This is a genomic window from Burkholderia sp. BCC1988 (assembly GCF_905339895.1).
Taxonomy (GTDB): domain Bacteria; phylum Pseudomonadota; class Gammaproteobacteria; order Burkholderiales; family Burkholderiaceae; genus Burkholderia.
This window is the reverse complement of the sequence record NZ_CAJPHA010000041.1, coordinates 1-14,569: the sequence shown is the minus strand read 5'-3', so window position 1 is coordinate 14,569 and position 14,569 is coordinate 1. Positions and strand designations below refer to the sequence as shown.

The 14,569-nt window shown below is 63.9% G+C and carries 10 protein-coding genes and 1 pseudogene; 4 read left to right on the top strand and 7 right to left on the bottom strand.

Annotation, left to right across the window (positions count from 1 at the left end):
• Window positions 1–179 precede the first annotated feature (179 nt).
• The 4 genes from U4012_RS34695 to U4012_RS34680 form a co-directional block, all read right to left on the bottom strand.
• The gene (locus tag U4012_RS34695) at window positions 180–1,520 is read right to left on the bottom strand and encodes an amidase family protein (protein ID WP_321804354.1); all 1,341 of its coding nucleotides are present in this window, start codon (window positions 1,518–1,520) and stop codon (window positions 180–182) included.
• 14 nt (window positions 1,521–1,534) lie between these two features.
• Window positions 1,535–2,875, bottom strand: a complete 1,341-nt coding sequence (locus U4012_RS34690) for an MFS transporter (protein WP_321804321.1) — start codon at window positions 2,873–2,875, stop codon at window positions 1,535–1,537.
• A gap of 90 nt (window positions 2,876–2,965) precedes the next feature.
• Window positions 2,966–4,402: a D-aminoacylase gene (locus U4012_RS34685; protein WP_321804319.1), complete on the bottom strand. Its 1,437-nt coding sequence runs from the start codon at window positions 4,400–4,402 to the stop codon at window positions 2,966–2,968.
• A gap of 158 nt (window positions 4,403–4,560) precedes the next feature.
• Window positions 4,561–5,448: a LysR family transcriptional regulator gene (locus U4012_RS34680; protein ID WP_321804317.1), complete on the bottom strand. Its 888-nt coding sequence runs from the start codon at window positions 5,446–5,448 to the stop codon at window positions 4,561–4,563.
• Window positions 5,449–5,916: 468 nt separating this feature from the next.
• Between U4012_RS34680 and U4012_RS34675 the strand changes: the two genes are divergently transcribed.
• The 3 genes from U4012_RS34675 to U4012_RS34665 all read left to right on the top strand — a co-directional run bounded on the left by U4012_RS34675 (window position 5,917) and on the right by U4012_RS34665 (window position 8,487).
• Complete coding sequence (locus U4012_RS34675; RefSeq protein ID WP_321804315.1) at window positions 5,917–6,624, top strand: YfiR family protein; 708 nt, start codon at window positions 5,917–5,919, stop codon at window positions 6,622–6,624.
• Window positions 6,621–7,889 (top strand): diguanylate cyclase domain-containing protein, encoded by a 1,269-nt coding sequence (locus tag U4012_RS34670; protein WP_321804314.1) that lies wholly within the window; start codon window positions 6,621–6,623, stop codon window positions 7,887–7,889. The genes U4012_RS34675 and U4012_RS34670 overlap by 4 nt, the downstream gene beginning before the upstream one ends.
• An 88-nt stretch (window positions 7,890–7,977) precedes the next feature.
• Entirely contained in the window at window positions 7,978–8,487 is a 510-nt protein-coding gene (locus U4012_RS34665) for an OmpA family protein (RefSeq protein ID WP_044847820.1), read from the top strand.
• A 7-nt stretch (window positions 8,488–8,494) separates the two neighbouring features.
• Here the strand turns inward: U4012_RS34665 and U4012_RS34660 are convergent, their stop codons facing one another.
• Both U4012_RS34660 and U4012_RS34655 read right to left on the bottom strand, forming a co-directional pair.
• On the bottom strand, window positions 8,495–9,469 hold the full coding sequence (locus U4012_RS34660) for a helix-turn-helix transcriptional regulator (protein WP_321804312.1): 975 nt from the start codon (window positions 9,467–9,469) through the stop codon (window positions 8,495–8,497).
• A gap of 668 nt (window positions 9,470–10,137) precedes the next feature.
• The gene (locus U4012_RS34655; protein ID WP_321804310.1) at window positions 10,138–12,693 is read right to left on the bottom strand and encodes a DEAD/DEAH box helicase; all 2,556 of its coding nucleotides are present in this window, start codon (window positions 12,691–12,693) and stop codon (window positions 10,138–10,140) included.
• A gap of 233 nt (window positions 12,694–12,926) precedes the next feature.
• Here U4012_RS34655 and U4012_RS34650 point away from each other — a divergent pair.
• Window positions 12,927–13,178: pseudogene (locus tag U4012_RS34650) on the top strand (transposase); the annotation flags it as partial.
• Here the strand turns inward: U4012_RS34650 and U4012_RS34645 are convergent.
• A partial coding sequence (locus U4012_RS34645) for a hypothetical protein (RefSeq protein WP_321804308.1) occupies window positions 13,090–14,569 on the bottom strand: 1,480 nt, incomplete at its 5' end. The pseudogene U4012_RS34650 and the gene U4012_RS34645 overlap by 89 nt on opposite strands.

The window sequence follows — 14,569 nt, the reverse complement described above, 5'->3', positions numbered from 1 at the left end:
CTGAACCGCTTCTCTCCCATCGCGCGAACGAGCGCGTATCGACGTCTGCCATCCGTAGCGTCTTCCACACGACTTGACGAGTATCGGTAGCCGTCGCAGCAACTGCTCGCAGTATGTGCGCTGTGGCGTGGACGCTCGAACCTCCAGCAGACTTGGCACCCTGGGTCACCAAAAGGGCGCTAACGGTGCAGCCCGCACCACACAGCCGCGAATTTCCGCGCGGCGTCGAAGCAAACCGCGTCGCGTTGCGGCGCGCCGATCAACTGCACGCCCACTGGCAATTCACCCCGCACGAAGCACGGTGCGCTGACGACCGGCAGCCCCGCGAACGAAATCGGCTGCGTGAGCAGGCCGAGCGTCTTCGCAGGTTCGAGCGCGACGCCGTTGACATCGACGGTCGCGTCGCTGAAGCGCGGCGCGGCATAGGGCGTCGCGGCCGCGAGCAGCACGTCGTAGCGCGCGAACAGCGCTTCGACGCGCGCGCGCCACGCGGCCCGGCAGGCAAGCGCTTCCCGATGGGCGGCGCTGGACGTGGCGAGGCCGGTTGCGATGCGCGACCGCAGGCGTTCGGAGACGTGCGCCGCCGGCGCGTCGAGCAACCCGCGATGGTTGCGGGCCAGTTCCACGTTCGAGATCGTGACCGCGGCTTCCCGCACGCGTGCGACTTCGCCGCTGTCGACTGGCACCGCTTCCCCCGCATCCAGACACGCCGCCGCGCGCCGCACCGCGCGTTGCGCATCCGCATCGGCATGTCGTTCGAAATCACCCGTCAGCACGGCGACGCGAAGCGGCGCGACCGGATCGCGAACCGGTTGCGAGTGCGCTGCATGCGCATCGCGCAGCGTGTCATACAGCGCGGCCAGGTCGTCGATATCGTTCGCGAAGCCGCCGACGGTGTCGAGCGATTCGGCATAGGGGAGGCAACCGACCGCCGACAGCCGCCCGTCGCTCGGGCGAACCCCCCATACGCCGCATAGCGCGGCCGGTGCGCGGATCGAGCCGTTGGTATCGCTGCCGAGCGCGAGCGGCACGTAGCCGGCCGCGACGGAGGCGGCCGAGCCGCTCGACGAACCGCCCGTCATGCGCGCCGGATCCGCTGGCAGGCGCACGGCGCCATAGTGCGGATTCACGCCGGTGGCACCGCACGCGAGTTCGTCCATGTGCGTCGCGCCGATCGGCACCGCGCCGGCCGCGCAGAGCCGCGCGACCATCGCGGCATCGGCGACGGCGGGCGGCAACGCGGCGCGCGCCGGCGAGCCGGCGACCGTCGTGTAGCCCGCCACGTCAATATTCCACTTCACGAGAAACGGCACGCCTGCCAGCGGCCCGGGATCGCGTCCGTCGCGCACGAGCCGATCGATCCGCAGCGCGTCGCGCAGCGCCCGCTCGTCGAAGGTGCGGGCGCAGGCATGGATCGCGCCGTCGCGCGCGGCGATATCGGCGAGCACGGTTTGCACGAGCGACACGGCACTCACGCGTCCCGCACGAATCCCGGCCGCCAGCGCGAGCGCGCTGCGCATCGACGGCATCGGGTTCACGTGCGCACCATCAGCCGGCGCGGAATCGACAGGATCAGCGCGGCGGCGGCGAACAGCGTGAAGGCGAGCAGTGCGACGCCGAGTTCGGTGCTGCCCGTCAATCCGGTCGCGTAGCCCATCAGCGTCGGGCCGACGAACCCGGCGACGGCCGCGCCGATGTTGACGAGCCCGGCGCCGCCCGCGGCCGCTTCACCGGCGAGAATCCGCGACGGCAGGCTCCAGAACATCGCGAGCGTGCTCATGATGCCGGCCACGCCGATGGTCAGGCACATGACGGCGAGCACCGGATGCGCGCGCATGCCGAGGCTCGCGAGCAGCGCGACGCCGCCGATGGCGACGGGCAGCGCCGTATGCCAGCGGCGCTCGCCGGTTCGCACCGAATGCTGCGCGTTCGCGACCATCGCGACCGATGCGACGAGATAAGGGATCGCGCTGACGAGGCCGACGCCGAGATTGCTCAGCGAACCGAGCGCCTTGATCATCGTCGGCATCCAGAACACCAGTCCGTAGTTGCCGACGTTGTAGAGGAACGACGTCGCGAACAGCAGCCACAGCGTCGGTTCGCGCAGCGCGGCGCCGAGCTGCGTGCGCTTGCCGGCCGCTTCCTGCGCCATCTCCGCGCGGATCATCCGTTTCTCCGCGTCGGTCAGCCAGGTCGCGTCGTCGATCCGCTCCGTCACACGTGCGAGCAGGTACAGGCCGAGCACGATCGCCGGCAGCCCTTCGATCAGGAACATCCACTGCCAGCCGCGCAGCCCGAGGCCGCCATGCGTCGCGTCCATGATCCAGCCCGACAGCGGGCCGCCGACGATCACGCCCAGCGGCATCGCGAGAAACAGGAAGGCCATGACCTTCGCGAGCCGGTGCGACGGAAACCACACGCTGAAGTACGCGATCACCGCCGGAAAGAAGCTGGCCTCGGTCACGCCGAGCAGGAAGCGCAGCGCATAGAAGCTCGCGGTGTCGCGGGTCGCCAGCGTGGCGACCGACACGACGCCCCACGTCAGCATCGAGCCGGCGAGACAGCGCTTCACGCCGATCCGCCGCACCAGCCAGCCGGCCGGCACCTGCAGCAGCAGGTAGCCGACGAAGAACAACCCGGCGCCGACGCCGTAGGCGGCGTCCGTGAGGTGCAGGTCCGTCACCATCTGCAGCTTCGCGAAGCCGACGTTGACGCGGTCGAGATAGCCGAAGAAATAGCAGACCAGGATCAGCGGAATGATGCGCCGGCTCAGGCGCGCGTACAGCGCGTCGAGGCCGGGCGCGGCGGTGTCCGCGTGCGGGGCCGCGCCGGTTTGCATGCCGCGCGGCGTGGGGATGCCGTTGGAATTCGTCATGGTGACTCCGTGCAGGTTGATTCCGGGGCGACGGCCGCGCGGGCGGCGGCCTTCGCGACGACGGACAGGCGTGCCATCGATCGGCCGACGCTAGCGTCCACGGCGCAGCGCCCGGCCGGGGCGCGCGCCGGTGTGCCGGCCGTGTTCGAGCACGGCACACCCGTTGACGAACACGTGCTCGATGCCTTCAGGCCGGAGCGTCGGGCTCGCGAACGTTGCGCGGTCGATCACGCGGGCGGGATCGAACACGACGAGATCCGCGTAATGACCGACCGCGAGCCGCCCGCGCGCCGCGATGCCGAATTGCTCGGCCGTGAGGCCCGTCATCTTGCGCACGGCGGTTTCGAGCGGGAACAGGCCGCGCTCGCGCGAGAATTCGCCGAGCACGCGCGGGAACGTGCCCCACAGCCGCGGGTGCGGGCGCGTGTCGTTGGGCAGGCCGTCGGAGCCGATCATCGTCAGTTCGTGGCGCATGATGCGTTCCACGTCCGCCTCGTCCATCACGAAGTAGATCGCGCCGGCGGGGCGCAGCGCGTCGATCGCGGCGTCGACGGAATCGCCGAACAGCGGCAGCAGTTCGTGGAAGTCGCGGCCCGCGAGCTCGGGATGCGGCTTCGACCACGCGAGGATCACGCGTGACGACTGGCGGATGCGATCCGCGCGCAGCATCGTCGACGTGGCGGGATACGGATGGCAGTCGATGCACAGCGGTTGCCGTGCGCGCTGCGCGTCGATATGCGCGAGCGTCTCGACCGAGCGGCCGTGGTTGGCCTTGCCGGCCACCTTGTGATGCGACAGCACGACGCGCACGTCGAGCGCGCGTCCGATCGAGAACGCTTCGTCGAGCGACGCGATGATCGCGTCGGTTTCGTCGCGCAGGTGCGTCGCGAACACGCCGCCCGTCTCGCGCAGCGGCGCGCACACGTCGATCAGCTCGTCGGTCGTCGCCGCCGCCGCGGGCGGGTAGAAGGTGCCCGACGAGACGCCGAACGCGCCGGCCGTCATCGCTTCGCGCACGTCGGCCGCCATCGCCGCGATCTCCGCCGCGCTGGCCGCGCGATCGAGATCGGCCATGTGCCGCACGCGCAGCGTCGAATGGCCGACCAGGGCCGCCGTGTTCACGGCGGCGGGCGTTGCGTCGAGCGCGTCGAGATATGCGCGAAACGACGGGAAGCGAAACGACTGCCAGGCGCCCAGCAGGTCGAGCGGCTGCGGCACGTCGCGTTCGGCGAGCAGGGGGGCGAGACTGATCCCGCAGTTGCCGGCGATCACCGTCGTGACGCCTTGCGCGACCTTCGGTTCGACGTCGGGATCGGTCAGAACGAACGCGTCGTCGTGCGTGTGGCTGTCGATGAAGCCCGGCGCGACGACCAGGCCGCTCGCGTCGAGCGTGTGTGCCGCCGTCGCGCCGCCCAGGTCGCCGATCGCGGCGATGCGCTCACCCGTCACGCCGAGATCGGCCTCGAAGCGCGCGGCCCCTGTGCCGTCGATCAGCTCGCCGCGGCGCAGGATCACGTCGAAATGCATGGTGGCTCCTCCGGAATCTGCCCGGACCCGGGTGCTGCCCGCGTCCGTCGTTCATGTTCGCCACCATCGTCGCCAGCCATTTTTCAGGCGTCCAATGCCGTTCGGCTCGCGATTCATGCGAAACCGGCATCAATGCGAGCGCCGCCGCGTCCGCCGCGTTACGCGAACGCTGCCTTCACCAGCGCAAGGAGATCGCTCGCGAAGCTCGACATCGAGATGGTGCGATGCCGCACGATGCCGACCGTGCGCTCGATCGTCGGGCTCGCGATCGGCACCGCGCGCACCGCCGGCGAGCCGTACGCACGCAGCGCGCTTTCGGGCAGGATCGCGCTGCCGACGCCGGCCGCCACCAGCGCGGCGACGCACGAGATGTGCTCGACCTCGTAGAACCAGCGGGTTCGCACCGCCTCCTGGCCCATCAGCATTTCGAGCAGCAGACGGTTGCCGCTGTCGCGGCCGCCGATGATCAGCTTCGCGTGCCGCACTTCGCCGAGCGTGACGGCGTCCGCGCGCGCCAGCGGATCGTCCTCGTGGGTCGCGAGCACGTAGCGGTCGGTGAAGAGCGGTTCGAACACCAGATCGTCGTCGTCGCCGGGGGGCAGGCTCACGCCGAACTCGGCGATGCCCGCGCGCACCTGCGACAGCACGAAGTCGTGATTGCCGTCGAGGATCTGCACGGCGACCTGCGGATACCTGGCCGCATAGTGGCGCAGCACGTCGGGCAGCGCCTGTGCGACGACCGTCGGGATCGACGCGAGCCGCACCTTGCCGTAGCGTTTTTGCGCGATCTCCTGGATCGACGACAGCATCTTCCCGAGCTGCGCGATCTGCTCGCGCGCCATCGGCAGGAACTGGCGGCCGACGCCCGTGAGCGTCACGCTGCGCGTGGTGCGCTGGAACAACTCGACGCCGAGCGTCTGTTCGAGCTTCTGGATGCGGCGCGACAGCCCCGGCTGTGTCAGGTGCAGCTTTTCCGCCGCGCGATGGAACGTGCCGAGTTCCGCAACGGCAACGAAGGCTTCGAGTTCCGAGTTTTCGACTTTCATGGCGCTCCAATGTGCAGGCCGGTCCCCGCATGCCGGCGTGTGGCGGCAGGATTCACGCACCGGTATTTTCGTCGATATCGATTCGTGGCCGGCGGTGTCGTTCGAGGGGCGATCGCGACGGGAGAAATGACGTGGCCGCTTCTGGCAGAAGGTGAGCGTCGGGCGGTGGATGAAGATCCGTCGAAGCCGGGACGAATGTATGAAGGTTGACGCACCCGTGCGCTCAATCCACTGATCAATTTTCGAAGGCGAGGCCAGAGCGTCGTCGGCAAACACGTTCACTCGCATCGTCGCGCATCGCACCGATTCGCCCTATTTTCCGATTGCGATTTAGCGGGAGTATCCCACTGGTTCGGGTTGCGAATTTTTACCTAAGATGGAAGCAATCATGTGCGTGACACGGTACCTGCGCGCGCGCATGGCAGGCAGGAGGCAGGGCCGGGAACGACTGCAACCGATGTTTCCATCATGGATGCGAGTGTGTGCGCGACGGCCGCGAAGCATGCGGCCGCATCGACGCCAGCGGGCGCGGCGGCAATCGCCGCGCGGACGGCGTCCGGCCGGTCGGGCCGAGTCGCGTCGTTGCGTCACGCATTCATCGCAATCGTTTGCGTTCTGAGCGTTGTCCCTTCCGTCCTTGCCGGATCGCTTGCCGACAGGGATGAGCTGGTCGACACGATGCACGTCGCAGCCACCGCGACGCCCGCCGGCCCGACGGGTCCCGCCTTTTCGTCACACGACTCCAACGTACGCCAGGTCGTGCTCGGCATCGTCAGTTTCACGCGCTGGCCGACGACGCCCGTGCGCCTGCATCTGTGCGTGACGGGCAGGCCCGACTACGCGGGCGACCTCACCGACACGATGCAGGCCGGCTCGACCGTGCTCGACGTGCAGCGCGTCCGCTTCGACGATCCCTCGCTCGGCATCGCCTGCGACGTCGTGTATCTAGGCGCGCTCGGCAACGACGAGCGAATGCGGGTGAGAACCGCGCTCGCCGGCCATCCGGTGCTGACCATCGCCGAACACGATCCGTCGTGCACCGCGGGCAGCATGTTCTGTCTGACGGTCGAAGGCGAGCACGTGACGTTCGACATCAATCTCGACGCCGTCGCGCGCAGTGGCGTGCGCGTGCATCCGAACGTGCTCAACCTCGCGCGGCGGACGCTGACGCCATGACACGTTCCGCGCCCCCCATCGCATCCTCACGCGTGCCCCGCCCGACGCTGCAAAGCGTGTTGCGCCGCGCGCACCTGCGCCTGGCGTTCGTCGCGGTGACGATGGCCGCCGTGTCGCTGATCGTCGTCGCCGTGATCGCGTTGCGTGCGTATGCGGGCAACAACCTGAACCTGCTCGCCCGCTCGCTCGGTTACACGGTCGAGGCGGCGCTCGTGTTCGGCGACCGTGCCGCGGCGAGCGAAGCGATCGCGACGATCGCCAGCGATGAGGACGTCGCGCAGGTGGTGGTCACGGACAACAAGGGGCAGTTGTTCGCGACCTGGAAGCTGCCTGCCGGCGGCCGGATCGCCGGGCTCGAGCGCGTCGTCGCCGATCTCGCGTTGCCGGGGGCCGTGACCGTTCCGGTGATGCACGACGGCATCGTCGTCGGTCAGGTGATCGTGCGTGGCCGCGGGCATCAGTTCTTCGGATTCCTGCTCGGTGGCATCGGCGGCATTCTCGGCTGTCTCGTCGTCAGCGTGTTCGGCGCTTACATCAGCTCGAAGCGTCTGCTGCGCAACATCGTCGCGCCGCTGCGCGCGCTTGCCGCCGTCGCGCACGCCGTGCGGCGCGAGCGTGCGTTCGCGCGGCGCGTCGAGCCCGTGGCGATCGCCGAACTGAACCAGCTCGGCGACGACTTCAATGCGCTGCTCGATGAACTCGAGGAATGGCAGAACACGCTGCGTGACGAGAACGCGTCGCTCGAATACAAGGCGACGCACGATGCGCTCACGGGTTTGCCCAACCGCGTGCAGTTCGAGTCGCGTCTGTCGCTTGCACTCTGCGACGCCGTGTTGACGGGGCAGCGGGTCGCCATCCTGTATCTCGACTGCGACCGCTTCAAGGAAATCAACGACTGCCTTGGCCACGATGCCGGCGATGCGGTGCTGGTCGGCGTCGCGGCACGGTTGCGCGCGCAGGTGCGCGAAACCGATCTCGTCTCTCGCCTGGGCGGCGATGAATTCGCGGTGATGCTGACGGGTGTGCGCGACACGGACAGCGTGTGCCTGATCGCCGACCAGATTTTGTCCGGCATGGTGTCGTCGATCGAGTTGCCCGACGGACGCATGGTGGCCACCATGATGAGTGCCGGCGTTGCGCTGTATCCCGACCATGCGTCCAACGCGAGCGGCTTGCTGCGCGCGGCGGATGCCGCGATGTACCGCGCCAAGCGTGCGCGGCCGGGGTCGTGGCAGTTGTCGGAAGGCGTAGCCGGGCCGGTTTGACGTCGATCGTTTCGCGCTGCGGGCGAGGCCGCGGCGGCGGGATAAGAAGCGCACGCGATGCGCGCGCATGCGAAGGAAGGGGACTGTGATGAAAAACGCGTTATCTGTGAGCATGGGGAGGATGTGCGTCGCGAGCGCGGTGCTGCTGTGCCTGCTGCTCGGCGGGTGCAAGACGCCGCCGCTTCATCGTGGGCTCACGCAGACGCAGGTCACGGCGCTGAAGTCGGCCGGGTTTCAGGAGACCGAGCAGGGGTTCGAGTTCGGGTCGACGGGGCCGATTTTGTTTGACTTTGATCGGTATAACCTCAAGCCGGTCGTCAGGCGGATCGTCGAGCGGATCGGGAGGACGTTGAGGTCGGCCGGGATCAACGGTGTGCGGGTTTATGGGTACTCGGACGAGGAAGGGGAGACGGCTTACGATCTCGAGTTGTCCCGGCGGCGGGCGGAGGTGGTGGCGATCGAGCTTGTGGATGTGGGGCTGGACGGCAAGCAGATTGCGGTGGTCGGGAAGGGGAAGAGCGATCCGGTGGGGGATAACCGGACACCGGCCGGGCGGGCGCAGAATCGGCGGGCGGCGATTGTGGTGTCGCCGCGGTGAGGGGGCGTCACGTCTGCATGACCAGCGACGTCAATTGCGCCGCCCGCGTCACTTCCGTCTTCGCATAGATCGACTTGATCTGCGAGCGGATCGTGCCGATCGACACGCTGCGCAGCTCGGCGCATTCCTGCGGCGAGTGTCCGTCGCAGCACAGCAGCACCGCGAGATCGGCTTCGGCCGACGACAGTCCGTAGAACACGCGCAGCCGCCGCGCGCGTGCCGCCGGCGAATGCAGGTCGGCTGCCGTCATCAATGCCGCGACGCCGGGCCGCTCGCGCACGAGGCGTGACTGTTGAGGCACCGGTATCAGCGCAAGCGGCAGCGGTTCGCCCGTCGCACGGCGCAGCAACAGCCCACCGCGCGCGAACGCGTGCCGCCATTGCGCATCGTCGACGCAGCCTTCCGGCGCGAAGCGCCCGTTCACGATTCGCAGCGCAGGTTCCGCCGCGATCAGTTGATCGGCTGCGCGATTCGTATAGCGGAGGTCGCGTTGCGCGCCGAGCAAGAACACCGGCACCGGAAGCGCATCGAGCGCCGATTCCGCGGCGGCCACGCGTGCTTCGAGTTCGCCGATGCGTGCCTCGATCCGCAACGCGCGGCTGATGTGTGCGCCCATGCTTTCGATCGCGACGCGCTGTGCGTCCGACAGGCCCTGCGATTCGGGGCCGCTCTGTACGCTGAGGAATGCGCCGGTGTGCTCGCCGCGATGGATATACAGGCCGGCGATGCTGCCGATCCCATATGGCCTCAGGAATTCCTGGTAGAACGCGCAGTGTTCGCGCTGCGGGCGGGACAGTTGCTTGACGTCCTCGAACCAGCGGCCAGTCGGCCAGTTGCCGGCGATCGGTACGACCGGGTCATACAGATAGAACTCGGTGTTGTATGCGCGGCGGCAATCGGCAACCCACGGTTCGTCGTCGCCTGCAGCCCGGTCGATGACCGGCACTCCCGCCGCATCGTCGAACGACAGCAGCGTGGCCATGCGCACGCCTACGGACGATCGCAAGCCGTCGAGCACGACTTCCCACCTCTGATCGCCCAGTGCTGCTGCGTAGATGTCATCGAGCAATGCCGATGGAATCAACTCGTTCCGTTGCATTTGGCTACCCCGCGCGATGGGTTCTTGTCGACGGCCTTTCGGGCATCTTACTCATTCATGTGCGGGGTTCAATGCGCGTGGGCGCTTTCGGCCGGAAACATGTTGCTTTGGGTGCGTTTCTCGTCAGATGTAATGGCAGTTTTCAATATTCTTGCGCGACTTTTCTGCATACAGGACAAGGGTTGCGGTATCGGCAGACGATTCGAACATCGAACTTTTCATTCCCAAGATATCGTCGCGCAAACGCCTGTCGGGAAGATTTTGATGATCGTCAATTATCCGTACGCGTTTCGCGTCGTTCAGTAGGCGCGCTAGTTTACGCATGCAGATACGGATACTGAAATGTTTCGTCGGCCATCATGGGCCATTCGTGTGTGCTGGCGCCCTGATGTTCACCTGTCTGTTTCGTTCCAAGAGCGGACGTTTAGGAGGCGTTTTGCATACAAGACTGTCTTAGCGAGAGGTAATTCACAGTTCGTTGCCGTATGGATACAAGGCCATCTGCGCCTAGCGGCGGGGGACAAAGATTCCTTGGTCCCCTGCCTCCAGCATTACTTTGAGTTTTGCGCGACGGTGCACAATGCGACCAATTCGCCCGCCGCCAGCTTGTGATGTTGTAGTTGCCGCTTTACTTCCTTGTGATCCTTAAAGCTTCCGTTGGCTGCGAGCGAAATCGAGTAGGCGCGGATCGCGTTGCGGAGACGCTCGAGGCCTGGCCCGTTCACAATGCGGATCGTTTTGTGTGGCGATGCGGCGTTTTCGAAGACCGTTTTTGGATGAATCATGATCGGAATTGCCGAACAAGATCCATCGTACTTCTCATCGAACCAAACAATAGAGCCGTTCAACTGATTCGTGTCCGCTTTTGAGACGCGCTGCGCGGCAGTAGCACCACTCTTGCACTCGATAACCAAGTACTTAAGATCCCCGAGTGCCCAAAGATTATCGGGACCCCGACCGGTCGTGTCTTCCGGCCGCTGCGACCCGAAACCGAGGAACTTCCCCAGGGCGAATACGGCGGCTTCAAATCGCTTCGTCCCTTCCTCGCCCCAATTCAGATCGTCAAGGAGGCCGTTCACCCAGATGATCAAGTCGTTTCCTTCAAGGAAGCGCTCAGTCATGAAATCAATGGCGGCAGCGACCTGACCGGTGGGGGGCGCGCTGAGTTTGTCATAGGTGACGCCTGCTATAGGTTTGAGCAGGCGTGAGTTCAAGCCCAAGGCAGCGAGTTGGAGCTCCTGGGCTTTCGCCTCGTTTGTGAAGCCGGTGTACTCGGCAAGCTGTTGCATAAGATAGCCCTTTACCGCGCGCTCGGTAGTCGCGTTGACGGCCTCCTGTGCTTTGCTGATGGCGATGTCGTGCCTGTCGATACGCACTGCGTCAAATGCTTCACGCAGCTTGACCTGGTTCGCGTCGAGATGGCCGCCAGCTGCGGGCGCTGCGTTAACCACCGCGTTACGGCCAGCGTTGATCCAGTCGTCATCCTCGTCGAGGCACAAATCAAGAATGGGCCTTAGCTTCTCGATCGGTTCGCCGCGGACTTGCGCCGCGACATCCTTGCCAAGGGCAATCTGAGCGCTGGTTGCAGCCGAAAACATGGCTTCCGCGCCTGGCTGGTGGAGGCGCTGGGTCAATTTTCCGCCGAGGAGCAGTACAACACAATGATCGTCGCTTGATCGGACACCGCGTCCCATGCCTTGTTCAATTCGTTGTATCTGGCGTACAAGTTGTCTCCGAGTGCCGTCGAGAATCTGCATATCCAGCCGCTCGCTCAAGCTCGACACCTCTGGGAGTCCGTCGATCACCAGAAGCTCGCAAGCCGCACCTGGAAGGTCGATGCCGTCGTACTTGTTTATTAATACGGTCAGCCCTACGTGACCGGTTCTCAGCTGTTCGACCCCGTCTTGGATGGAGTCCTTGTCCAGAACCTGATTGGCCACGTCACGCCAGAACTCGGCACGCTGCTTGGACGGAACGATGACGACGGTGTTTTTTTCCTCGGCGATTTCTGAGATGAGAGACTTGAGCTCTTCAATTGTGTACGCTGGATTGATTTCCTGAGGTGCGAGGATCATCCTATCGCCAATGTCACCGCCGCCCTTTGGTCTGATGGGCTTGCCGACGTCGGAGGCGTCAGCCTGAAAGTGGCTTACGAGAATAGTGTCGTCCGCCAAAGTCGCAGTCATGTAGATGCGTCGCTTCGCGGAAGCGAAGGCCGGAATCCTGTCAATCGGAACAAAGTGAGGCGCAACTTCCACTCGCCCCCCACCGAATACGCACGAACATAACGGGATGCACTCGCTCAAAAGCGGCCAACTCCATTCGAGTTCGTTGTTTTTCCGCTTCGCGTGAAGAAGCTCGATAACCTTGTGTTGCTGCTTTCGCCACGCCCAGTATGGTACTGACATGACGACGGTGGGATCCTCTGCTTTCACATCAAGGAAGCGCGAGGGAGACTGCGCTTTCAGGTCTTCCTCAAACAGGGCCATCAACTCGTCGTAAACCGGACTTCCGGCCTTCGATTTGATGCAAAATTGATCATTAACGACGCTGAGGCACGCATGCGCATCGTCGATAACTACGCTGCCAATCGGGATTTTCTTTTCACCAACACCAAAAACGGAACGGCCATTAAAGAGCTTGTGAACGTTCGCAACGAGGATGGAACGGCCAGCAACAAAATCAGGGTCCCTTTCGTCATCTGTTGCAGTGATTCCCAGTGCTTTAGCTTCGGCTAGGACCTGTGCTACGAGAAAGCTGTCGGGCGTGATGTAAACGGCGGGCTTTACCTTCTCGTTCAGCGAACTCTGGAGGCAAAGCAGGCCAACGACTGTCTTGCCCCCGCCGGTATTCATTTTTATAGTCAAGTCGCGAGCGTCGCGGCGGAGATACCATTCATCGAGGACGTCTGATTGCTCGTCGAGCGGGCGCCTGAAGCGTGCGTCACGCTTAAGAGTGGTGAAAATTTTTCGCGGGTCGGTCTGCTTGGCCGCTGATCCCGCATTCAGTTTCCCGAAGTCCAAAGGCATTGGTCGATCCTCACTTGTGTTATTGCTGGATTTTGACACATGCGCGGCGGCGAGGTCATATCTAATTTTCTGTTCCATTGTTACCCGAGGCACAGGTAGCAATGCCTGCTGGCAGTTTCGACAACGAGGACTGCAGTGCCTTTTCGATAGTCCTTTCACACCTCTAGCTCGATCGACTGAAAGAGTCGGGGTGAATCAACGACCGCCGTTGGCGCATTAGCCCTATAAGCTGCCCTTGATGGGGTGAAAGTCTCATCGAGGGCACGAGTCGGAAGCAGCCAAACTGGAGCAGCCCCCTGAAACATTGGACTTATACGAAAAACGCTATCGAGAGCATGCACATGCAGCTGCGTAAGATCGTCAAGAACCGCGGCCACTTCCCGAGCGACGCTGCCGCCAGCAAACTGCTGTATCTGGCCTTGCGCAATATCGAAAAGGATTGGAAGACGCCGCCTATCACCTGGCGGCAAGCAGTCAATCAGCTCGCCATTCTGTTCGGCCGTCGATTGGAGCGAAGGCATGCCGCGCGCCTGAACCATCATCCTGCCAGGCGACCTCCTTGAGCAGGGACTGATAGGCCACCTGAGCCACATCGGCGAAATACGCAAGCGCTTGGTCATCGAGCTCGCCGGTTTTCAACATCCGCTCGCCCAGCTCGCGCGTCTGTCGGCTGCTGCGCTTCTGCTCGGTCCACGCCTTGACCGTCCTGATCCGCCATCGTCTGAATTTTGCAGCCTCCATCACATTGAGCCGCCGTTCCCGCCTCGCCGCCCTCATGACACGGAGGTTCATAAGGCATGCGTCCCTCAGCAGCCCTTGACTGGCTTCAAACAGAAGCTTCTGGGCCACTCGCTGCAAAGCGAAGCTCGCCTCATTCCACGGGACAAGATTCTCCAGGCGCCCAGATCCGTACCGATAGACATTGTCATATTCGTCCAGATACTGGAGCAAACGATGACCATACTTCTGCAGTGTGGCGAACCGTCGCAAACGCTGAGCGCGCTCCTGTTCCCCAAGAGCCTCCGCCTGCGAAATACGGTGCAGAAACGTGAGATCGGTTTCCTCGCTCAGTTGGCGCATCTGATCGTTCGTCGATTTGGACATCCTTTGGGTGATGGCCTGCAGTTCGTAGAAGGTGCTGTGAATACGGTCAGTTTGCCCCCGATTCCTGATCAAGGCGCGCAAGCTCGGATCAGCCGTTCGCTTCTGATGAACGTACCCATGCCCCTTGGTGCCGGGCTGCAGGCTCTGCGGATCGATAAATGCGTCCGGCACCTCGACCAAGGAGCACTCCTCGAGCAAAAACGCGTTGGGATGAATGGTGGGTGGTTTCCTGTTGTCTGAGAACAGTTGCAAATCTAGCTCGGCAAAAAACATCGCGACCAGTTCCGAGCAGAACGAGCCGCGCGTTCCTACGTCAGGTCGTTGATGCTCCACAACTTCCGATACCGCCCTGGCGATGGCTTCAATGGTTTTCGGAAAATTCGCCAACGGCACCAGCCTTGGCAGTTCTGAGTAAGTCTTGTAAAACTCGCTCTCTTGGATGCGCCTTGATGCTTCATGTAGCTTTGAAGAAGCAATCGTCTTGATAGCCGGATGCCTCAGTAGAGTACATTCTGATGGATTTCCAGGTATGCAGTACGCACGCTCTGAATATGAGCGATCAGGGTTGTAAAGGCTCACCGGAAAAAGCTTTGTGAAGCCTACACCAGCTCCATCGGCTTCGGCGAGCAAAACGCCGCCAAAGCGTTCATCTCCGTTTGGCAACCAGATTGCCGCATGAGAATACGGCCCCCCGGTCCGACTAGCGATAATCTGACTGAACAGACCAAGCCCGCGAATCAGAAGTACGTCGCCAGGGCGCAGAATGTCCTGCCTTAAAAGTGGTCCGTTAGCGCGCAATGCCTCGAGGTCAATTTCAATGTAATCCTGCTCATTCATCTTCTCGCCTTTA

Excerpts from the sequence above, each read along its gene's own strand:
- U4012_RS34695 (WP_321804354.1), bottom strand. The coding sequence starts at position 1,520 with ATGCGCAGCGCGCTCGCGCTGGCGGCCGGGATTCGTGCGGGACGCGTG.
- U4012_RS34675 (WP_321804315.1), top strand. The coding sequence starts at position 5,917 with ATGGATGCGAGTGTGTGCGCGACGGCCGCGAAGCATGCGGCCGCATCG.
- U4012_RS34660 (WP_321804312.1), bottom strand. The coding sequence starts at position 9,469 with ATGGCCACGCTGCTGTCGTTCGACGATGCGGCGGGAGTGCCGGTCATC.
- U4012_RS34685 (WP_321804319.1), bottom strand. The coding sequence starts at position 4,402 with ATGCATTTCGACGTGATCCTGCGCCGCGGCGAGCTGATCGACGGCACA.
- U4012_RS34690 (WP_321804321.1), bottom strand. The coding sequence starts at position 2,875 with ATGACGAATTCCAACGGCATCCCCACGCCGCGCGGCATGCAAACCGGC.
- U4012_RS34665 (WP_044847820.1), top strand. The coding sequence starts at position 7,978 with ATGAAAAACGCGTTATCTGTGAGCATGGGGAGGATGTGCGTCGCGAGC.
- U4012_RS34670 (WP_321804314.1), top strand. The coding sequence starts at position 6,621 with ATGACACGTTCCGCGCCCCCCATCGCATCCTCACGCGTGCCCCGCCCG.
- U4012_RS34655 (WP_321804310.1), bottom strand. The coding sequence starts at position 12,693 with ATGGAACAGAAAATTAGATATGACCTCGCCGCCGCGCATGTGTCAAAA.
- U4012_RS34680 (WP_321804317.1), bottom strand. The coding sequence starts at position 5,448 with ATGAAAGTCGAAAACTCGGAACTCGAAGCCTTCGTTGCCGTTGCGGAA.